The organism is Nocardia otitidiscaviarum NBRC 14405 (assembly GCF_000308635.1).
GTDB lineage: Bacteria > Actinomycetota > Actinomycetes > Mycobacteriales > Mycobacteriaceae > Nocardia > Nocardia otitidiscaviarum.
Map to the genome: position 1 here is coordinate 22,495 of NZ_BAGD01000103.1, position 21,259 is coordinate 43,753.

General features: G+C 71.0%; 14 protein-coding genes. 9 read left to right on the plus strand and 5 right to left on the minus strand.

Annotated elements, in window-relative coordinates:
- The first annotated feature begins 308 nt into the window (after window positions 1-308).
- From ON31_RS23060 to ON31_RS23070, 3 genes are all read left to right on the plus strand, one after another.
- On the plus strand, window positions 309-1,730 hold the full coding sequence (locus ON31_RS23060) for an LCP family protein (RefSeq protein WP_039816764.1): 1,422 nt from the start codon (window positions 309-311) through the stop codon (window positions 1,728-1,730).
- Window positions 1,718-2,437 carry a TIGR03089 family protein gene (locus ON31_RS23065; protein ID WP_039816802.1) on the plus strand — a complete coding sequence of 240 codons (720 nt, stop codon included), beginning with the start codon at window positions 1,718-1,720 and terminating at the stop codon, window positions 2,435-2,437. Before ON31_RS23060 ends, ON31_RS23065 begins: the two co-directional genes overlap by 13 nt.
- A gap of 154 nt (window positions 2,438-2,591) precedes the next feature.
- On the plus strand, window positions 2,592-3,866 hold the full coding sequence (locus ON31_RS23070) for a cytochrome P450 (RefSeq protein ID WP_306306424.1): 1,275 nt from the start codon (window positions 2,592-2,594) through the stop codon (window positions 3,864-3,866).
- Here the strand turns inward: ON31_RS23070 and ON31_RS23075 are convergent.
- The gene (locus ON31_RS23075) at window positions 3,863-5,404 is read right to left on the minus strand and encodes a carboxylesterase/lipase family protein (protein ID WP_051037642.1); all 1,542 of its coding nucleotides are present in this window, start codon (window positions 5,402-5,404) and stop codon (window positions 3,863-3,865) included. The genes ON31_RS23070 and ON31_RS23075 overlap by 4 nt on opposite strands.
- A gap of 129 nt (window positions 5,405-5,533) precedes the next feature.
- Here ON31_RS23075 and ON31_RS23080 point away from each other — a divergent pair, with 129 nt between their 5' ends.
- Window positions 5,534-5,758 carry an FmdB family zinc ribbon protein gene (locus ON31_RS23080; protein ID WP_029931549.1) on the plus strand — a complete coding sequence of 75 codons (225 nt, stop codon included), beginning with the start codon at window positions 5,534-5,536 and terminating at the stop codon, window positions 5,756-5,758.
- A 103-nt stretch (window positions 5,759-5,861) separates the two neighbouring features.
- On the opposite strand, the gene ON31_RS23085 is transcribed toward ON31_RS23080, so the two are convergent.
- The gene (locus tag ON31_RS23085) at window positions 5,862-6,149 is read right to left on the minus strand and encodes an Rdx family protein (RefSeq protein ID WP_039816807.1); all 288 of its coding nucleotides are present in this window, start codon (window positions 6,147-6,149) and stop codon (window positions 5,862-5,864) included.
- Between the two features lie 102 nt (window positions 6,150-6,251).
- On the opposite strand from ON31_RS23085, the gene ON31_RS36905 reads away from it, so the two are divergent.
- The 5 genes from ON31_RS36905 to ON31_RS23115 all read left to right on the plus strand — a co-directional run bounded on the left by ON31_RS36905 (window position 6,252) and on the right by ON31_RS23115 (window position 15,823).
- Complete coding sequence (locus ON31_RS36905) at window positions 6,252-9,389, plus strand: DUF5691 domain-containing protein (protein WP_147286991.1); 3,138 nt, start codon at window positions 6,252-6,254, stop codon at window positions 9,387-9,389.
- Window positions 9,386-10,486: an ATP-binding protein gene (locus ON31_RS23100; RefSeq protein WP_039816768.1), complete on the plus strand. Its 1,101-nt coding sequence runs from the start codon at window positions 9,386-9,388 to the stop codon at window positions 10,484-10,486. The genes ON31_RS36905 and ON31_RS23100 overlap by 4 nt, the downstream gene beginning before the upstream one ends.
- A complete protein-coding gene (locus tag ON31_RS23105; RefSeq protein WP_039816770.1) occupies window positions 10,483-12,846 on the plus strand; it encodes a DUF5682 family protein in 2,364 nt (787 codons plus the stop codon). The genes ON31_RS23100 and ON31_RS23105 overlap by 4 nt, the downstream gene beginning before the upstream one ends.
- Window positions 12,847-13,080: 234 nt before the next feature.
- Window positions 13,081-14,253 carry a vWA domain-containing protein gene (locus tag ON31_RS23110; protein WP_039816772.1) on the plus strand — a complete coding sequence of 391 codons (1,173 nt, stop codon included), beginning with the start codon at window positions 13,081-13,083 and terminating at the stop codon, window positions 14,251-14,253.
- Window positions 14,254-14,422: 169 nt separating this feature from the next.
- Window positions 14,423-15,823: a serine/threonine-protein kinase gene (locus ON31_RS23115; RefSeq protein ID WP_039816774.1), complete on the plus strand. Its 1,401-nt coding sequence runs from the start codon at window positions 14,423-14,425 to the stop codon at window positions 15,821-15,823.
- 54 nt (window positions 15,824-15,877) lie between these two features.
- Here ON31_RS23115 and ON31_RS23120 read toward each other — a convergent pair whose 3' ends face one another.
- The 3 genes from ON31_RS23120 to ON31_RS23130 form a co-directional block, all read right to left on the minus strand.
- Window positions 15,878-18,394, minus strand: coding sequence for an ABC transporter permease (locus ON31_RS23120; RefSeq protein ID WP_081592673.1), 2,517 nt, complete (start codon window positions 18,392-18,394; stop codon window positions 15,878-15,880).
- 14 nt (window positions 18,395-18,408) lie between these two features.
- On the minus strand, window positions 18,409-19,185 hold the full coding sequence (locus tag ON31_RS23125; protein ID WP_029931541.1) for an ABC transporter ATP-binding protein: 777 nt from the start codon (window positions 19,183-19,185) through the stop codon (window positions 18,409-18,411).
- A 121-nt stretch (window positions 19,186-19,306) separates the two neighbouring features.
- A complete protein-coding gene (locus tag ON31_RS23130; RefSeq protein WP_039816811.1) occupies window positions 19,307-21,091 on the minus strand; it encodes a serine/threonine-protein kinase in 1,785 nt (594 codons plus the stop codon).
- Between the last annotated feature and the right edge of the window lie 168 nt (window positions 21,092-21,259).

The window sequence follows — 21,259 nt, forward strand, 5'->3', positions numbered from 1 at the left end:
AGACCGGGCGGCGACCCGGTGCGACCTGCCGGAACGACGGCGGCCCCGGCGCGCGGTCGCCATAGCCGCCGCGCAGTGCCGGGCGCGCGGCACGCAACGCACGGGTAGCGGCTTCCACCGTCCCGCTCCGTCACGCGTCTAGCCTGCACTCAGGGGGTAGTCCACGGATACCGACCGGGACGCTGTCCGGGCCGGGCGGTGGGCATGGTCGGGAAAGGATACGGGGTTTGCCGGAACGCACGAGGGTATCGACGCCGCTACCGTCGCGACGACCGGCCGCGCGGACGCGGGCCGGGCGGCTGGGCGCGATGCGCGCGCTGTCGGCCGCCGCCGCGGTGGCGGTGCTGGTCCTGACCGGTCTCGGCTGGCATCAGGTGGACGGGCTGGTGTCCAGCATCGAGCGCATCGGCAATCTCGGGCTGGGCGGGGGCCGCGACGGCGCGGTGGACATCCTCATGGTCGGCATCGACAGCCGCACCGACGCACACGGCAATCCGCTCACCGACACCGAGCGGGCCATGCTGCACGCCGGTGACGAGGAGGGCCTCAACACCGACACCATCGTGCTCATCCGGGTGCCCAACGACGGCCGCTCGGCCACGGCCATCTCCATCCCACGCGACTCGTACGTGGACATCCCGGGACAGGGCAAGGGCAAGATCAACTCGGCCTTCGGCACCACCAAGTTCACCGAACAGCAGAAGCTGCTCGACAAGGGGGTGGACGCGTCCGAGGCCGACGCGAAATCCACCGAGGCCGGACGGCAGGCGCTGATCAAATCGGTCGCCAACCTGACCGGTATCACCGTCGACCACTACGCCGAGGTGGGCCTGCTCGGTTTCGTCCTGCTCACCGATGCCGTGGGCGGGGTCGAGGTATGCCTGAACGACGCCGTCTACGAACCGTATTCGGGTGCCGACTTCCCCGCCGGTGAGCAGCGGCTCGACGGCGCGCAGGCGCTGAGCTTCGTGCGCCAGCGCCACGGCCTGCCCCGGGGCGACCTGGACCGGATCGTGCGCCAGCAGGTGTACATGGCACAGCTGGTGAATCAGGTGCTGAGCGCCAAGACGCTCACCAATCCGGGCCGCCTGCAGCAGCTCAGCGACGCCGTGGGCCGCACCGTGGTGATCGACGACGGCTGGAATGTGCTGGACTTCCTCGGCCAACTCCAGGATCTCTCCGGCGGCCAGGTGAAATTCGAGACCGTTCCGGTCGAAGACCTCAACGGCATGACCGAGGACGGCGTCTCGGTGGTGAAGGTGGATCCGGAGGCCGTCCAGAAGTACGTGGCCGCCATGGTGGGCGAGGAGAAACCGCAGGAGAAGAAGGACGGCGTCGACCCGTCCACCGTCACCGCCGATGTGTACAACGCCAGCTCCATCGGCGGCCTGGCCGGGCAGGTGTCACAGGCACTGGCGGGCAAGGGGTTCGGCACCGGCACCGTGGACAACTGGATCGGCGGCCCCATCCAGAGCAGCCGGGTGCTGGCGAGCAGCGCCACCGACCCCGGAGCGCGCGCCGTCGCCGAGGCCCTCGGCGGACTGCCGGTGATGAGCGAGGCGGGCCTGGCGGCGGGGGCGGTGCGCGTGCTGCTGGCGGGTGACTACTCTGGTCCGGGCTCGTCGGCGGACGGCGGCGTCGACTTCACCGGAATGTCGACCACCCCCACGCCGGTGCCGCCCGCCCCACCCATCGACGCCGGGCAGAACGGACCGAAATGCGTGAACTGACCGAGACCCTCACCGAAGCGGTGCTCGACCCGATCCTGGCCCGCGACCCCGCGGGCCCCCGCATCACCTACTACGACGACGCCACCGGTGCGCGAATCGAACTGTCCGCGCTCACCCTCGCCAACTGGGCGGCCAAGACCGCCAATATGATCCGCGACGAATTCGGGCTCACCCCCGGCGCACGGGTGGCCGTGCTGCTGCCCGCGCACTGGCAGACCGCCGCGGTACTGCTGGGCTGCTGGTGGGCGGGCACCGAGGTGGTGCTGCGCGCCGACCCGGACGCCGAGCTGGCGCTGGTGACCGCCGACCGCGTCGACGAGGCCGACGGCATCGCCGAGGTGGCCGCGCTGTCACTGGATCCGATGGGCATGCCGGTGCGGGACCTGCCGGTCGGCGTCACGGACTACGCCACCTCGGTGCGCGTGCACGGCGATCAGTTCCTGCCCGGCGGCGTCGGTGCGGCGCTGGACGGCATGACCGCGGGCGCGGTCCTGGACGAGGCCCGCAAATCCGCGGCGCGACAGGGCTTCACGGCCGAGGACCGGGTGCTGTCGACCACGCCGTGGGAGACGCCGACCGAATTGATCGACGGCCTGCTGGCGGTGCTGGCGGCGGGGGCGTCGCTGGTGCAGGTGGCGAATCCGGATGCGGCGGTACAGGAGAAGCGGGTGGCCAGCGAGCGGGTCACCGCGCGCCGCGGCGACTGACCGCGCCCTCGGACCGCGGTACGCACTCATACCGTGGTAGGACCTGCGGCTCCCGCCGTGGAACGTTCCGGACCGCAGCGGATTTCCGTACCGTCTAAGCATCCGACGACGACGGGAGTCAGCGGCGATGATGCCTCGGTACTGGATTCGATGGATGGTGGAGCAGGGTGCGCCCCGGTGGGTGATGCGCTGGCAGGCCCGCCGCGGCGATCCGTTCGGCAAGCTGCACACCGAACCGGAGGCGCGGCGGGACCCGTACCCGCTCATCGAGGAGCTGCGCGAGCGCGGGCGGCTGGTGCGCACCCCGTACGCGTGGATCGCCACCGACTACGAACTCACTCGAAGTATGCTGCGCGACAATCGCTTCGGCGTCTTCGTCCTCGACAATGTGAACACCCCCGCACCGCTGCGCGCTGTGGTGCGCAGGGCCGCGCTGCCCGCCAATCCGGTGGAGCCGCCGTCCATGCTCACCATCGACCCGCCCGATCACACCCGCATTCGCAAATCGGTGTCCGCGGCCTTCACCCCGCGCGCCGTCGGCCGCCTCCGGGATCGGGTGGAGTCGGTCACCGCGGAACTGATCGACGCGCTCGGAGCGAACGGATCGACCGATCTGGTCGCGGACTTCGCCGCGCAGGTGCCGATCGCCATCATCTCCGAGATGCTCGGCTTCCCGGACGAGATGCGCGCGGAGTTCCTGGAGTGGGGCGACCGCACCACGCCCATGCTCGATCTGGGGCTCACCTGGCGCAGCTGGCGCGTCGCGGCGGGTGCCATCGCGCAGATGGACCGCTACCTCGACGGACATATCGCACGGCTGCGCCGGGAGCCCGGCGAGGACATCCTCAGCAGCCTGGTCACCGCCGGTCAACTCGACGAACGGGAGCTGAAGGCCACCGCCACCCTGCTCATGGGCGCGGGCTTCGAGACCACCGTCAACCTGATCGGCAACGCGGTGGTGCAGTTGCTGGCGCATCCGGAGCAGTTGACGCGGCTGCGCGCGGAACCGGACCTGTGGGCGGGCGCGGTGGAGGAGGTGCTGCGGTTCGATCCGCCGGTGCGCACCACCGCCCGGCAGGCGCTGTGCGATGTGGAACTCGACGGCGTGCGACTGCGGCGGGGTGCGGTTGTGGTGCTGTCCTTGGCGGGGGCCAATCGGGATCCTCGCATGTTCGCCGACCCCAACCGTTTCGACATCACCCGCTCCAATGCCCGTGAGCACCTCACCTTTTCGAGCGGCATCCACACCTGCCTGGGGGCCGCCCTGGCGCGGATGGAGGCCACGCACGCCCTGCGCACCCTCTTCGAGGAGTTCCCGGAACTGTCACTGGCGGGCGAACCCCAACTGCGAGAGCTGTTCACGCTGCACGGATATCAGCGCATGCCGGTGACGCTGGGCAATCGAGCGCACGCATCCGTCCAGCACTAGAAGAAACCCACGGCCTCGCTGCCCCACACCGCGTTCCGGTCCCGGTCGGGATCGTCCACCACCCGGTCGTTGGCGTCGATGACCAGGGTGGTGCGGGTGTTCTCGTGGTAGGGCGGCCAGTGTTTGGACCCGTCCAGCGCCGCGGGCACCCCGTGTTCGGCGAAGGCCAGCCAGCGCCGCATGATGCGACCCGAAACCTCCTGCGCCACTTTGCGTCCGCCCAGCCAGAAGGTCGGGTCGTAGTTGAAGGAGCCGAAATTGCCGAAGACGTACGGCAATTCGGTGGCATGCCCGGCGCCGACCCGAGCCGCGCGCAACATGGGGGTGGCGTAGTCGAAGCGATACATCCAGGTGGGCGAATGCCGGGAGTGGGCGTCGGCCACCCAGTGCGCGGGCATCCGGAAGGCGGCGTCGGTGGACATGGCCAGCGCCCCACGGGTGGAGGTGAGATCCGGGTAGGCGGAGGTGATCTCGGCGATCCGGGCGGGTGAGAGCCCCGGATGCTCCTCGGCCACGCTGCGCAGCATGGCGTTCACCGCGTCCGGGGTGACCGGCATGATCGGCGAGCGGAAGAACCGGAACAGCGACGCCTCGTCCTTGTTGGTGCCGATGATGAGTGGCACCCGATGCGAGCGTCCGTCCCGGAAGCGTTCGGTGGGGTACGCCGGGAGCAGGTCACCGTCCACCACGGGGGCGGCGGCCAGGCGGCCGGGTTCGGTGAGCGGCACCTCGTCCAGCAGCACCCCGGCGGCGGGGAGCAGCACCTCGATCGGGCACTCCAGCAGGTCGCCGACGCGATCGCGGGGCAGGTCCAGGATCTCCAGATAGCGCCGGGCCACGGCCTCGGTCCGCTCCTGACCGAAAACCGTGGTGGCGGGCGGTGATTCGGCGATGGCGCGATGGAACAGGCCCGCCGCGCGGGGTGCGGTCAGCAGTGCGGTGACGCAGCCCGCGCCAGAGGATTCGCCGAACAGGGTGACATTGCCCGGATCCCCACCGAAGGCGGCGATGTTGTCGCGCACCCATTCCAGGGCGGCGATCTGGTCGTGCAGGCCCAGGTTGGGGGTGAACTGCGGACCCAGCGAGGACAGGTCGAGGAAGCCGAGCACCCCGATCCGGTAGTTCACCGACACCAGGATCACCTTGCCGGTCTCCACCAGTTTGCGGCCGTCGTAGATCTCCTGGGCGGCGGTGCCCAGGCAGTACGCGCCGCCGTGCACCCACACCATGACCGGGCGGGGTTCGTCGGAGGGCGCGGCGGGGGCCCATACGTTCACCCAGAGACAGTCCTCCCCCATGCGCAGGGTGGAGTCGACCGGCACCATGACGCCGAGGGTCTGCGGAGCGATCTCGCCGTATTCCAGGCAGTCGCGCACGCCCTCCCACGGCTCGGGTGGTCGCGGCGGCGCGAACCGGTGCGCTCCGGCCGCCGGGGCGGCGTAGGGGATGCTGCGCCAGACGTGGACATCGCCCTCGCGGCGGCCGCGCACAGCTCCGAATTCGGTCTCGGCCACCGGGCCGTTCGCGAGAACGTCCACCTCGGGGGCATCGAAGGATTCCGCAGCGCTCACACCAGACCTCCTCGTACTCCGTATTCGAGGGTACTGGCTGATACGACCGTGCTATCGACACCGCCGACCAGCGTGCCGTTGGTCTACCCTGACGTCGTGCCGAGTTATGCGTACCGTTGCCGCGGCTGCGGCGACACCTTCGAACTGACGCGCCCCATGGCCGAGGCGTCCGCCCCGGCCACCTGCCCGCACGGGCACGCCGACACCGTGAAACTGCTGACCACCTTCGCGGCGGTCACCCGCGGCGGCGGCAGCCCGGCCCCCGCCGCTCCCAGCGCCCCCGCCGGTGGCGGGTGCTGCGGAGGCGGCTGCTGCGGCTGAGGCCGCGGTAATGGACGGGCGGAGCACGCGGCGGCGACCTCCGAGAGCGCGCTGCGGCTGACGTGCCCACGGCCCGAGCGGCGGGCCGGTGGGACGGTCGCGGTCAGTCCGCGCTCTCCTGGCGTTTGTCGGTGTGGCCCAGGGAGCGGCCGGGGGCCACCTTGTCGCGGACGCGTTGTTTGAGCACGGCTATGTCGGGAAAGCCGCCGTCGGCCTTGCGTTCCCAGATCTGATCGCCGTCGACGCTGATCCGGAAGATGCCACCCTCACCCGGGATGAGCGCCACCTCGGAGAGGTCGGTGGCGAAGGTGCTCAGCAGTTCCTGCGCCATCCAGCCGGCGCGCAGCAGCCAGCGGCATTGCGTGCAGTACTCGATCGCGACGCGGGACATGGTGCGCACCCTACCGGTCCGGGGCAGAACGCCGATCGTGCGGGCGACCGCACATGTCGGTGGTCTGCGATAGAACTCGGGGCAACAGTGGAAGGGGGAGCGATGCCTACGCGAGAGACCGCCGCGGTGCCAGGTGATCCGTCAGCGGTGGCCGGACGGCGGTCGGCGGCGGGCAAGCGGCACGCGCGGGTGAGCGCGGGGTTGGCGGATCTGGATATATGGCTGGCCGATCAGGTGCGGACCGGCCTGGCTCAGATGGATCGGTCACACCAGGTGTTCGAGGCGGTGGCGGCGCGGATGGTCGACGCGCAGGCGCCCGGTGTGGCGCGGGCGCTGCGTGAACTCGCGCGCGTCGGCACGTGGGCCGACTGGCCGCAGCGACTGCTGCGGGAATTCGGCCGCCTGCATCTGCTGATCGCCGCCCACCAGCGACTCGACCACCTCTCCCCCGCCCTCCGCGCCAGCGTGCGAACCCACATCGGCTACCCCACCCCCGTGGATTCGGTGCGCGAACAACCCGCGGTGCGCGACATCTGGCAGGTGCTCGCCACCCGCACCACCGTCGAAGACGGCCTGTACTCCCGCCGAACCTGGTTGCGCGGCACCACGACCGCCCGCTGGGCACTCCTACACGACCACCACTACGGCAGCCCCACCTTCCCCCAGGACACCCCCGCCCCCGGCGTCCACATCGACGCCGACCTGCACTACTACCCCGCCGCCGCACCACTGCGCGCGATCTGGGGCGAGCGCTACGGCGAACCCGCCTCCCACACCGAACGACCGAACGCCGACATCTCCTCGGCCTCACCACCGCCCGGCCCACTCCCCGCCCCCGAACCCGGCACCACCACAGCGGTCGAACACCGCGATCCGAACACCACTCCGGACTTCACCAGCACCACAGCACCTCCGCCCGACCCCGCCGCCACCGCTCATTCGGCCACCACTGCGGCCGCGCCGGACGTCACCGCCACCGCTCCGTCCGCCACCACCGTGACCGGGCTCGGCAACAGCGGCGCGCCGTCATCGGCCACCACCAACGCCGGAGCCGAAACCCCTACGGCAGCACCAACGGCCACCGAATCCGACTCGGCCACCGCGCCCGGTGCCTCCACAACGACCGCGCTCGACAACGGCGACCCACCATCGTCGGCCGCCACCACGACCGAACCCGAAACGCCCGCCACGCCAGATGTCCACCCAGCGACCGGGCTCGACAGCGATTCCGCACCATCGTCGGCCACCACCGCACCCGGACTCGCAACCTCTGCGACACCACCGGCCGCCGCGAGCGCGACTACCGGGCGCGGTTCGGTCACCGGGCCACCGGACTCCATCGACGCGGCCGGACTCGGCATTTTCGCCGCACTGGGCGCGCATGCCGCGGCGGTGGGTGCGGATCCGTTCCTGCGCTCGTGGCCGATGATGCTGGTCGATGTGGTGCCGGTGCGGTCCGAAAGTGGTTGGTATGTGGTCGAAGCCACGGGGGATTCGCTTCCGGTCACCGTCGAGGACGGCGAACCGTGGCGCATGCTGGGCGTATCCGGCGGCCATCCGGTGACCGTGGTCGGCGAGTGGACCACGGACGGGCTGGTGCCGCTCGCCGTGCACGCCGCGGGGACGGTCGTGGATGCGGTTGCGGCGGACGGGATTTCGGTCGCCACGCCGCCGGTCACCAGTGCCCTGGGTGGTCGGCCGGGTACCGCGGCCGACGCCGAGCCGGGTATCGCGGAGCTCGTCTCCACGGCCCTCGTCGGAACGGCCAGGCGCACCGTCGATACCGCCGCGCTTCCGGCACCCGTCGCGGCGGCGTCCCGGTCCGGCGCGGATCCGGCCGTCGCCCTGCTCGAAGCCATTGCCCTGCAGGACTGTTTCGTGCGCGGGGCGGTATCGCCTAGTGCGGCGGAGAAGTCCGATACCGCCGAAGACGATCCGCGCCCGCTGCTGCCGCCCGTCGCCGCGGCACGGCTGGCAAGCCTGCTGACCGGTACCTCGTCCTTTTTGGCGGAGTGGTTCGCGGCGGCCGAGCCGTTCGACTACCGCGCCCCGGACGCCATGTGCAGTCGGCTGCTGGAGCGCGCCAAATCGGTTGCCGTCCATCGGGAAGCCCTGCTGCGACTGGCCGGTGCGCGCGGTCGCTGGCTGGCGGCGCGGCATCCCGGCTGGCGCGGTCTGATCCGCGCCGCCGCGGACGACGACTCGGTGTGGTCGCACGGCCGTCCAGCAGAGCGCCGGGCCTGGCTGGCCCGGCTGCGGCGCACCGATCCCGGCGCGGCGCGCACCGCACTCGCGGCCTCCTGGCCAACCGAATCCGGACCGGGCAAGGTGGAGCTGCTGGCGGTGCTGGCCGACGGCCTGTCGACGGCCGACGCACCGCTACTGGAATCCGGCCTGGACGATCGCCGGGCAGAGGTCCGCAGACTCGCCGCGGATCTGCTGGCGCGCCTGCCCGATTCGGCTTTCGCCGGGCGGATGGCGCGGCGCGCGAGCGCATGGCTCACCATGGGCGCGCACCCCGACGGTCCGCGCCTGACCACCACCGGTCCGGGTGTGCTCGACGACGCCGCCCGCCGCGACGGCATCGCGGATCCGTTCCCCTTCACCGCCTACCGGGCCGACGGCGCACCGGACCTGGCCGCCGAATGGCTGCACCGGGTGGTGGCCGCGACCCCGCTGCGGCACTGGGAACCGCTGGGCCCGCCCGAGGAGGCGGTGCGGGTGCCCATGGCCGAGGGGCTGCGCGGCCCGATGCTGCACGGCTGGGCCGATGCCGCCCTGGCACAACGTGATCCGGCCTGGGCGCGAGCGCTGTTCGCGATCATCGCCGCGGCGGCGGCGGGCGATCCGGATATGGAGCAGCTGCGCGAACTGTTCGCCATGCAGCCGCTCGACGATCAGGTGCGGCATCTGCGCCGCCTGGACAGCAGTTGGCTGGCCGAGATCGAATCGCTGCTGCGGGCGCTCCCACATCCCTGGCCGGAACCGGTGGCCGAGCACGTGCTGCGCCTACTCCTGGAGCGGGCGCGGCTGAGCGCGAACCGGCCGGGCGCGCCCAGTCTGGTGCCGGGGTCGTACCGGACGCTGTTCCGGGCGGCCGCCACCCATTTCCCGGTGACGACCGCGCCCGCCGTCACCACCACCGCCCGACACTGCGGAGAACCGTACTGGGAGCAGGCCTTCGACCAGCTCGCCGCGGATCTCGTGGAACGTCGGACCATGCTCGAGGAGTTGCAGTGACCAGCACCGCGGATCGGGACGCCCTGCTGCGCCCGCACGCCGAACAGTCCTATGCCGACGAATTGGCCGCCCTGGCCGCCGCCGACGACCGCCCGCGGCCACCGTCGTGGCGGCTCTCACCGTGGGCGGTGGTCACCTATCTGCTCGGCGGCACACTGACCGACGGCACCGTCATCACACCCAAGTACGTGGGGCCGCGGCGGCTCATGGAAGTCGCGGTCGCCACCCTGGCCACCGATCGCGCACTGCTGCTGATCGGCGTGCCCGGCACCGCCAAAACCTGGGTGTCGGAACATCTCTCGGCCGCCATCTCGGGTGCGTCGACCCTGCTGGTGCAGGGCACCTCGGGGACGACGGAGGAGGCGGTGCGCTACGGCTGGAACTACGCCCGCCTGCTGGCGGAGGGGCCGAGCGCGGCGGCGCTGGTGCCCTCGCCGGTCATGACGGCCATGCGGACCGGGTCCGTCGCCCGCATCGAGGAACTCACCCGCATCCCCTCGGACGTGCAGGACGCGCTGATCACCGTGCTGTCGGAGAAGACGCTGCCGATACCGGAACTGGGCATGGAGGTGCAGGCGGCCAAGGGCTTCACGGTGATCGCGACGGCCAACGACCGCGACCGCGGCGTCAACGAGCTGTCCTCGGCGCTGCGGCGACGCTTCAATACCGTGGTGCTGCCGCTGCCCGCCGGAGAGGACGACGAGGTCGCCATTGTGACCCGGCGGGTCGAACAGCTCGGCGCGGCACTGGAATTGCCCGCCGTGCCCGCCGCCGCGGAGGAGATCCGGCGGGTGGTCCGGGTCTTCCGGGAGCTGCGATCGGGGATGACGGTGGACGGACGCACCAAACTCAAGTCGCCGTCGGGCACGCTGTCCACCGCCGAGGCCATCTCGGTGATCACCAGTGGGCTGGCGCTGGCCGCACATTTCGGTGACGGCGTGCTGCGCGCCGAGGATGTGGCGGGTGCGGTACTGGGCGCGATCATCAAGGATCCGGTCGCCGACGCCGTGGTGTGGACCGAATATCTGGAAGCCGTGGTGCGCGGGCGCCAGGACTGGGCCGACTTCTACCGCGCCTGCCGCGAGGTGCACACATGAGCGCCCCCGCCCTGCCGTCGGAGGCCGACCCCGAGCCGCGGACCAGGATCTTCGGCATCCGCCACCACGGGCCCGGATCGGCGCGCTCGCTGCGGTCGGCCCTGGAGCGGTTTCGGCCGGATGTGATTCTCATCGAGGGTCCGGCCGACGCCGACGGCCTGGTCCGCTACGTGGCCGCCGAAGCGATGGCACCGCCGGTAGCGCTGCTCGCCTATCGACCGGATGAGCCGTCGACGGCGGCATTCTGGCCCTACGCCGAGTTCTCCCCCGAATGGCAGGCGCTGCGGTACGGAGTGGAACACGGTGTGCGGGTGGGTTTCTGCGATCTGCCCGCCGCCAACGCGCTCGCGGCGGCGGCGGAACCCGGCGACCGCACCGACCCGCTGAGCCTGCTGGCCGCCGCCGGTGGTTACGACGACGCCGAGCGCTGGTGGGACGCCGTCATCGAATCCAGCTCGGACGCGGACATCTTCGATGCCGTGCACGAGGCCATGGCCGCCTTGCGCGAGGCCGCGGTCCCCGCGAACACCACCTCGAACAACGAAGACGCCGCCCCACCCCCGACGGCCGACAGCGCTGCGGCACCAATGGCCCCGGCCGATGGGGGCGAGGCGGGGGAGGCGGCGAGCGCCGATATCGAGGTGCGGCGGCGGGTCGCGGCCGAGATCGTGGTCGACGCGCACACCCTGCGCCGGGAGGCGCATATGCGGCAGGTCATGCGCAAGGCATTGAAGGACGGGGCGCGGCGGCTGGCCGTGGTGTGCGGTGCCTGGCACGCGCCCGCACTGAGCGGGACGCTGCCGCCGGCGGTGGCGGACGCGCGGCTGCTGAAGGGCATGCCGAAGGTGAAGACCACGCTCACCTGGGTGCCGTGGACGCATTCGCGACTGTCGAGTTCATCCGGGTACGGCGCGGGCATCACCTCGCCGGGCTGGTACCGGCACCTGTTCGCCGAGACCGAGCAGCCGATCGCGCGCTGGCTGACCCAGGTGGCGGGGATGCTGCGGCGGCACGACCTGCCGGTGTCGAGTGCGCACATCATCGAGGCCGTCCGGCTCGCGGAGACCCTCGCCACCCTGCGCGGACGGCCGCTGGCCGGCTTGTCCGAGGTCACCGAGGCCACCCGGTCGGTGCTGTGCGACGGCGACGAGACCATGCTGGATCTGGTCACTCGCGAGTTGGTGATCGGCGAGGCGTTGGGGACCGTGCCCGAGGACACGCCGACCGTCCCGCTGGAGGCGGATCTGCGGGCGCGAATCAGAACCCTGCGGCTGCGGCAGGAGGCCACGGAACGCACCGTGGAGCTGGATCTGCGCACCGAGCGCGATATGGCGAAATCCCAACTGCTGCACCGCCTGGAGTTGCTCGGCATCGACTGGGGGCGACGCACCCGCGACGGGGTGCGCGGCACCGGCACCTTCCGCGAGACCTGGACGCTGCAATGGCGGCCCGAACTGGTGATGGCGGTGGTGGAGGCGTCACGCTGGGGCACCACCCTGGCGACGGCCGCCACGGCGCGGATCCTCGACCGCGTGCACGCGCCCGATACCGGGCTGCCCGAGGTGGCCGCCGCCCTCGACGCCGCCCTGCTGGCCGATCTGGGCGACGCCGTCGACGGACTGGTCAGCCGACTGGAGTCGGTGGCCGCGCTGGACCACGACATCACCCACCTGCTGGCCGCGCTGCCCGAACTGCTGCGCACCCTGCGCTACGGCGATGTGCGCGGCACCGATACCGCCGCGCTGGCCCGGGTGGCCGACGGCCTGCTGGTGCGGGTGTGCGCGGGCCTGCCGAGCGCGGTCACCGGCCTGGGCGCCGACGCCGCGGCACACCTGCGTGCCCGGCTCGATGCCGTCCATCTGGCACTGGCCACCCGCGCCGACGACTGGGCCACGAACGCCTGGCTCACCACCCTGCGCGGGCTGGCCGACCGCGACGATGTGCACGGTGGTCTCGTCGGCCGCGCCGTGCGGCTGCTCCGCGACGCCGAGGTCATCGACGCCGCCGAGTCGGCCCGGCGCTTCTCCGCCGCGCTGTCGGTGGGGCGCACCGCCACAGACAAGGCCGCCTGGATCGACGGTTTCCTCGGCGGCCGCGGCCTGCTGCTCGTCCACGACCGCAACCTGCTGGCACTCGTCGACTCCTGGCTGGTCGGCCTCGCGGAGCCGGATTTCGTCGCCGTCCTGCCCCTGCTGCGCCGCACCTTCGGCGATTTCGACAGCGGCGAGCGACGATCCATCGCCGCGGCGATCCGCCACGGCGCGCCCGTCACCACGGCCGGGACCGCAGTAGATTTCAACCCGGCACGTGGTGCGATCGCGCTGCGCGCCGCCCGCGAGATCCTGGGAGTCGGCGCATGAACGGCCGACGAGGAGACTCGTTACGCGGCACCGCGCTCCCGAGCACCAGGATCCTCCCGCGCGGATTCGGCGGGCACACCGGCTCACCGTTCGGGGCAGCGCCCGGCCGCGGCCGGGTGGCTTCGGGAAGTCCGGCGACCACCCAGCCGCGCGGTGCAGCCGTCGCCGACTTCCGCCCCACGTCGGCACGCCCACGCCGACCCGCAATCTCCACTCGAACCACAAGGCTGGCCGATGCACGACGATGACGAAACCCGTTCCCGACGTTGGCGATTGGTATTGGGGGCGGCGGGCGAGGCGGAGCTGGGCGGTGTGGGCAGCGCCGAGGACGCCGCCATGGACCGGGCGCTGTCGGCGCTGTACGACTCCGACGCCCGCACCGGGCAGGGTGGGCGGCGCTCCGGCGGGCTGGGCGGTTCGGCGCCGAATGTGGCGCGCTGGCTGGGTGATATCCGCTCGTACTTTCCGACCACGGTGGTCGAGGTGATGCAGCGCGACGCGGTGCGGCGGCTGAATCTCACCGAACTGCTGTTGGAACCGGAACTCTTGGACGCGGTCGAACCGGACGTCCATCTGGTCGGCACCCTGCTCGGCCTGAACAAGGTGATGCCGGAGACCACCAGGGCCACCGCCCGCATGGTGGTGGAACGGGTGGTGCGCGAGATCGAGCGGCGCATCGCCGCCCGCACCGTCGCCGCGGTGGGCGGCGCGCTGAACAGGGCGGCGCGGGTGGCGCGGCCGAAACCGCGGGATATCGACTGGGACCGCACCATTCGCCGCAATCTCGGCACCTATCTGCCCGAGTACCGCACCGTCGTGCCGGAGCGGCTGGTCGGCTACGGCCGCAAGGCGCAGGCGGTGCGGCGCGATGTGGTGCTGGCCATCGACCAATCCGGTTCCATGGCGTCGAGCGTGGTGTACGCGTCGGTGTTCGGGGCGGTGCTGGCCACCATGCGGTCGCTGCGGACCTCGCTGATCGTGTTCGACACCGCCGTCGTGGATCTCACCGATCGGCTCGCCGATCCGGTGGACGTACTGTTCGGCACCCAACTCGGCGGTGGCACCGATATCAATCGCGCCCTCGCCTACGCGCAGTCGCTCATCACCCGCCCCGCCGACTCCCTGTTCGTGCTCATCTCCGACCTGTACGAGGGCGGAGTCCGCGCCGATATGCTGCGGCGGGTGCGCGCCATGACCGAGGCAGGCGTTCAGGTCGTGGTGCTGCTGGCGCTGTCCGACGACGGCGCGCCCGCCTACGACCGCGAGAACGCCGCCGCCCTGGACGCCCTCGGCATCCCCGCCTTCGCGTGCACCCCCGACCGCTTCCCCGAGCTGCTGGCGGTCGCACTGGACCGGGGCGATGTGCGCCGGTGGGCCGAGCTGCACACCGGGCGGTCCGCCCCCTGACCCGGGTGCGCGGCGGGGCGCGTCCGGCGGCCCGGCTGGATCGCCGGATTCCGGTCGGATAACGGAAACGCCCAGTTCAGGCGATATATCCGCGGTGAGCGCGGAATTGGCGCACGCAAACACTGCTAGGCTGCCTGGCGATTCGACTCGTGGAAACGGGGGCTCTCGGTTGCTGAACTCTGGTGAAGATTTCGCCGGTTACGTCATCGAGCGCGAACTGGGCCGCGGCGGTATGGGTTCGGTCTACCTGGCCAAGCATCCGCGGCTGCCGCGCATGACGGCCTTGAAACTGCTCAATCAGGAGATGTTCTCCGATGACGAGATCCGCGCCCGGTTCATCCGGGAAGCCGATCTGGTCGCCCAGCTCGATCATCCGAATATCGTGACGGTTTACGACCGCGGCGCGGTGGACGAGCAGCTGTGGATCTCCATGCAGTACATCGACGGGGTGAACGCCGCCGCCGTCGATCCGGGCAAGCTGCCGCCGCTGCGCGCGGTGCAGATCATCACCGAGACCGCCAAGGCCCTCGACTACGCGCACGGCATCGGCGTCCTGCACCGCGATGTGAAGCCCGCCAATATCCTGCTGGCCCGTTCGGGTCGTGCGGGGGCGGGTGGTGAACGGGTGTATCTCACCGATTTCGGCATCGCCCGGCTGCGCGACGACACCGGTCATCTCACCCAGACCGGCACCGTGACCGCCACCCTGGCCTACGCCTCGCCGGAGCAGTTGACCGGCGCGACGCTGGACGGCCGCTCCGATCAGTACTCGCTGGCCTGCACGCTGTTCCAATTGCTCACCGGCAGTGTGCCGTTCGAGGGCACCAGTCCGGCGGCGGTGATCCGCGGCCATCTGCAGGAGCGCCCCCGCCTGCCCAGCACACTGCGCGCGGACCTACCGCCCGCCGTCGACGGGGTGCTGGCCCGCGCGCTGTCCAAGCGCCCACAGGACCGCTACCACTCCTGCACCGAGTTCGCGAACGCGGCCGAACGTGCCTTCGCCATCTCCCGCACCGCACCCCCGCAGCCGGTACAGCCGCCGCGCCCGCCGACTCCGGCCCGGCCGCAGCCGGTCGTACCGCACACCCCGTCGTCGCCGCGCCCGCTCGTCGGTCAGCAGGGGCCGATGGGGCAGTCGGCACCGCACAGTCCGCCACCGGGTCAGGTCGGCCCCCAATCCACGCCCCACAATCCGCAAGCGGGCCAGCCGAACCCGCAATCCACGCCGTACCACCCGCAGGCGGGTCAGGTCGGCCCGCAGTCCGCGCCCTACACCCCGCAGGCGGGCCAGGTCCCGCAGTCCGCGCCGCACAATCCACTGGCGGGACAACCGAACCCGCCGTCGATGTACAACCCGAGCCAGTCCATGCCCCGCCCGGCTCCCCACGCGCAGTCCGCGCCGTTCGCCCCGCAGGGCACTCCACCCCAGCCGTACGGATATCAGGCTCCGCCCCCGAACTACGCCCCGCCCCAACAGGGTTCCGGCTCCAACACCGGCATCATCCTCGGCATCGTGGCGGCCGTGATCATCGCGGTCATCGCGGTGATCGTCATCGTGGCCCTGGCCTGATTCTCGCCCCCGCGCCGACCGGCGCGGGGGCGGAAGGTATTCGCGCGGAACCGCTTACAGATCCGCGATGGCCGCCAGCGGTGGGGTGCGGGCGGCACGCACCGCGGGCCACAGCGCCGCCAGCACGCCGACCACGCCCGAGGCGATGAGCATGCCGACGATCTGCCCCCACGGCACCGCGATGGTCCCGAGGCCGAGATCCTGCAGGGTGCGCAGGAATCCGATGCCGAGTCCCAGGCCGAGGATGACGCCGACCACCGCACCGAAGATGGCGATCAGCATGGACTCCAGGTAGATGGAGCGCCGCACCTGCGGTCGCTGCATGCCCACCGCGCGCAGCATGCCGATCTCGCGGCGGCGTTCCACCACCGACAGCGCCAGGGTGTTGACGATGCCGAGAATGGCGATCACCACCGCCAGGGCCAGCAGCCCGTAGAGGATGGCCAGCATGGTGTCGATCTGACGCCCCTGCACGCCCTTGAAGTCCTCGCGGTCCATCACCTGGACGTTGCCGTACTTCTCGGTGGCCTGCTCCAGATCGGTGCGCAGCGTGGCGAGATCGGTGCCCGGCGCGGCATCGACCGCCACCATGAAACTGCTCCGGAAGCTGGTCGGCACCGTCTGCTCGTAGAGCGACATGGGGGCGACGAGGGCTTGCAGCAGCTGGGTGTCCGCGTAGATGCCCGCCACCTCGACCTGGTACTTCTTGCCGTCCACGCCGGCTACCTCGACGGTCTGCCCGACCTGCCAGCCATTGTCGGAGGCAAGGGTTTCCGAGGCGAGAATCTGATCGTCCCCGACCGAACCGCTGCCCTGCCGGATCTCGTAGGACAGCACGCGGTCCAGCGGCCCCTCCGGCACGGTGCCGAAGACCTGGTCACCGCCGACCTTCAGGGCGACACCGTGGAAGGCCACGGCTTCCTCCACACCGGGCACCGCCTTCACCTCGTCGGTGGCCTGCAGTGGAACACCGATGAGGGCGCCGGGCGGACCCGACAGCATGTAGTCGGCCCGCACGCCCTTGTCCACGAGTTCCCCGACGCTGGCCTTGGCCGAGGCGCCGAGCATGCCGATGGCCGACACCAGCATGAGTCCCAGGGTGAGCGCGAAGGCGGTGGCGGCGGTGCGGCGCGGATTGCGGATGGCGTTGTTGCGCGCCATCCGGCCGACGGGACCGAACGGCCGCACCAGCACACCGAGCCCGGCCAGCACCGGGCGCGACAGTGCGGGCGAGGCGAACAGCACCGCGAGAATCAGTGCGGCCGCCCCGATTCCGACGGTGGCGGCGGCATTGCCGCCGGTGTTCTGCGCGCCCAGCACCACCAGCGCCACACCGATCACGGCCAGCACCGCACCGGCGATGGTGCGCAGCCGCAGCGATTCGGAGTGCGAGGCGAACTCCTCCCGCATGGCCTCCACCGGTGGCACCCGGGCGGCGCGACTGGCGGGCGCGTAGGCGCTCACCACGGTCACGACCACGCCGAGCACCAGCGCCACCGCCACCGTGCGCGGCAGGACGGCCATGGATCCGGTGGGCAGCCCCAGGTCGAAGGCGTTGAGCAGCGCCGCCAGGCCGTAGGCCAGACCGATACCGGCGGCGAGACCCAGTGCGCTGCCGACCAATCCGACGATCAGCGCCTCCCCGACCACCGAGCGGCCCACCTGTCCGCGGCTCGCGCCCACCGCGCGCAGCAGCGCCAGTTCCCGCAGCCGCTGGGCGACGAGCATGGAGAAGGTGTTGTAGATGATGAAGGTGCCGACGATCAGTGCGATGGCTCCGAAGGCGAGCAGGAAGTAGTTGATGAACTTGAGCGCGTCACCGAGCTGCTGCTTCATGTCCTCGCGGACCTCGTCACCGCTCTGCACCTTGTAATCCGGTAAGGCCGTGACGATTTCGGAGCGCAGTTGGTCCGGGTCGGTGCCGGGCTGTGCCGCGATGTCCAGGTAGGCGACGTGCTTGCCGTCGGTGAACAGCCGCATGGCCTCGTCGTAGTCGAATTGCAGGCCGATGAAGCCGCCGGTCGCACCGCCGCCGTCGAGCTGGTAGATACCCGAGATGGTGGCGGCCACATTGCCTTTCGCGGGCGTGACCACCGTGACCGGATCGCCGACCCGGAGTCCGGCCCGGTCCGCGCCGCCCTGGTTGATGGCGACCTGCCCGGGTTCGGAGGGCGGCGCCCCCTCGACGAACCGCTGCGGTTCGGCCACCGCACGCTCCGGTGGCAGGTACGCCTCGCCGATGGTCGGCGCGCCGCCGGTCTGGACGACCTTGCCGTCCTTCAGCAGGGTGACCGGGCCGTTGGCGCCCGGAGCCACGGTGCGCACCCCGTCCATGGCGGTGACCTGGTCGACCAGGGTGAGCGGTACCCCGATGGACTGCTGCTCCTCCGGGCTGATCCGGACGTCCACGCCCCTGGCCTGGTTGGCGAAGATATTGTCGAAGGTGCGCTGCAGCGTGTCGGTGAAGACGAACGATCCCGCGATGAAGGCGGTCCCGAGCACCACCGACAGCACGGTGAGCACCAGGCGCACCTTGTGCGCGGCGAGATTGCGCAAGGCGACCTTGCGCATGGGGCTTCCGGACATCAGATCGTCTCCAGGGACTTGATCTTGTCGAGGACGGAATCGGCGGTGGGGTCGCGCAATTCGTCGACGATCCGGCCGTCGGCCAGGAACACCACGCGGTCGGCGAAGGAGGCGGTGCGCGGATCGTGGGTGACGATCACGACGGTCTGGTCGAATTCGTCCACCGCAGCCCGCAGGATCGACAGCACCTCACCCGAGGAGTGCGAGTCCAGGTTGCCGGTCGGCTCGTCGCCGAAGATGATGTCCGGCTTGCCCGCCAGCGCGCGGGCACACGCCACGCGCTGCTGCTGGCCGCCCGACAGCTCGGCGGGCCGATGCCCGAGGCGATCGGTGAGGCCGAGACGCTTGACCACCGTGGCGATCCACTCCTCATCGCCCTTGCGGCCCGCGATATCCAGGGGCAGGGTGATGTTCTCCATGGCGGTGAGGGTGGGCACCAGGTTGAATGCCTGGAAGACGAAGCCGATACGGTCGCGGCGCAGACTGGTCATCTGTTTGTCGGACAGGGTGGTGAGGTCGGTGTCACCGATGTGCACGGTGCCCGCCGTGGCCGAGTCGAGACCGGCCAGGCAGTGCATGAGGGTGGACTTGCCCGAACCGGACGGTCCCATGATGGCTGTGAATTCCCCCCTGGCGAACTCCGCGGACACTCCGTCGAGCGCCTTGACCTGCGTATCACCGGAACCGTAGAGCTTCACCAGATCGGTCGCGCGGGCGGCGACCGAGGCGGGGGCCGACTTGTCGAGGGCGACGGAAGCCGAGGCGTCTGAAGTCATGGTGTCCAGTGTGTCGAGGATCGCGAGCTGACGCCATCGGGGAACACCCGGAAACACGCACCCTCAGGAAATTCACAAAAGCCCACGACAACGGGTGAATCGCGGGCTTTCGCGCAAGCCGTCAGTTCAGGGGGGCCGACCGCCACCAGGTCAGCACCTCGTCCAAGGTGCCCACGATGCCGTCGGTGTACATGAGGTACTGGGTGCGGTTGTCGTCACCGGTGAACACCGTGACCATGCGCGGCCGGTCGCCGCCGAACTGGTAGTTGGTGTAGGTCTTGCCGCCGTTGGTGTCGGTGGTCCGCTGGTCCGGCGCCAGCGCGGCGACCACGGCCTGCGCCTCGGCCGCCGTCGAGTAGGCGTAGAGACGGTAGAACGGGTCGGCGTTGTCGGCGCCGCCGAAGCAGCGCCACTGCACCGCCCACGTCTTGAAGTCGGGTTCACCCTCGGTCTTGTCCGGCGGGCTGCTCGGATCGGCCAGGTAGCAGCTGGCCCCGTTGTAGCCCACATCGGCGGAGGTGCTGGCGGGCACCATGCTCGGGAATTCGGCGATCAGGGACTGTGCGTCGACCGGTCGGTCGGCCACCACCGTGGTGGTCGCCGCGGTCGTGGTCGTGGTGCCGCCCGAGGTGGTGGTCGTGCCGCTGTCGCTCGCCGCGACGATCACCACCACGGCGACGACCAGCAGCAGGACCACACCCACGATGGCGGCGATGATCAGCCCGGCATTGGACTTGCCCGGCGGCGGATGCCCGTGGAAACCCTGGGGCGGCGGTCCCGATGGCGGCGCCCCGCTACCCGCGAACTGCTGCGCGGGGAAGGAGGGCGGCGGGGTGTACCCCGGCTGCGTGAACTGGTTGGTCTGGCGGGGCGCGGTGTAGTTCGGCTGCGCCGGCGGGGTCAGGGTGCCCGCGGCGGTACCGGTGTGCTGGTACGGGGTGGGCGCGGTGCCGGTCTGCTGGAACGGCGTGGGCGCGGCCGTCGCGGTGGGTGGTTGCGTGGGCGGCCGCAACTGCTGCAACAGCTGCGGCGGCGCGGTGTTCGCATTCGCCAGCGGCACCGCGGACGCGCTCGGCGCGGCCAGGGCGCGGCGGGCGGCGGTGGCGAACTCGGCGCAGCTGTCGAAGCGGTCTTCGGGACGCTTGGCCATGGCCTTGTGCAGCACCATGTCCAGGGCGGGCGGCAGGCCGGGGCGCGCGGTGCTCAGCGGCGGCGGCGAATTCTGCAGATGCCCCTGGATGACGGCGGCGGGATTGGTCGCCGCGAACGGGCCCGCGCCGGTGAGCAGCCAGAACAGGCTGCACGCCAGCGAGTACTGGTCGGAACGGCCGTCCAGCGCGGAACCGGTCAGCTGTTCCGGGGACGCGTAGGCCAGGGTCGCGGTGAATGTTCCGGTCTGCGTGAGATGGCCGGTGTCGTCGCGCAGTCGGGCGATGCCGAAGTCGGTGAGGTAGACCCGCTCGCCCTTACCGCCGGTGGCGCGGGCGAGCAGGATGTTCGCCGGTTTCACATCGCGGTGCAGGACGCCGTTGCGGTGCGCGTAGTCGAGCGCGTCGGCGGTCTCGGCCACGATCTGCACGGCCCGCTCCGGGGGCAGGGTGCGGGCGTCCACGCTCGCGGCGTCCGGGCCGTCGATGTACTGCATGGAGATCCAGAGCTGACCGTCCTCCATACCCCGGTCGTAGACGGTGACGATATTGGGGTGGTCGAGCTGGGCGACCAGATCGGCCTCGCGCTCGAAGCGAGTACGGATCTCCTTGTCGAACACCATGTCCCGGTTCAACAGCTTGAGCGCGGTCAGCCGGGGCAGGCGCGGATGTTTGGCCAGGTACACCGAGCCCATGCCCCCGCGGCCCAGCTGGCGCTCGATGACATAGCCGGCGAAAACGTCACCGCTGGACAGCATGGCTAATCCCACTTCCCACGGCACCCACCGGGACCCACCGGTGTGCGCCGTACCGCAAACGATCGGCATGATCGCGCTCGGCCGATTCGAAATCACCGAAACCATAGCAGGAGCGGCGAATCTCCCGAGCGTTCGAAAGGTCTACGGACCTATCTTCGCTCGGACCGC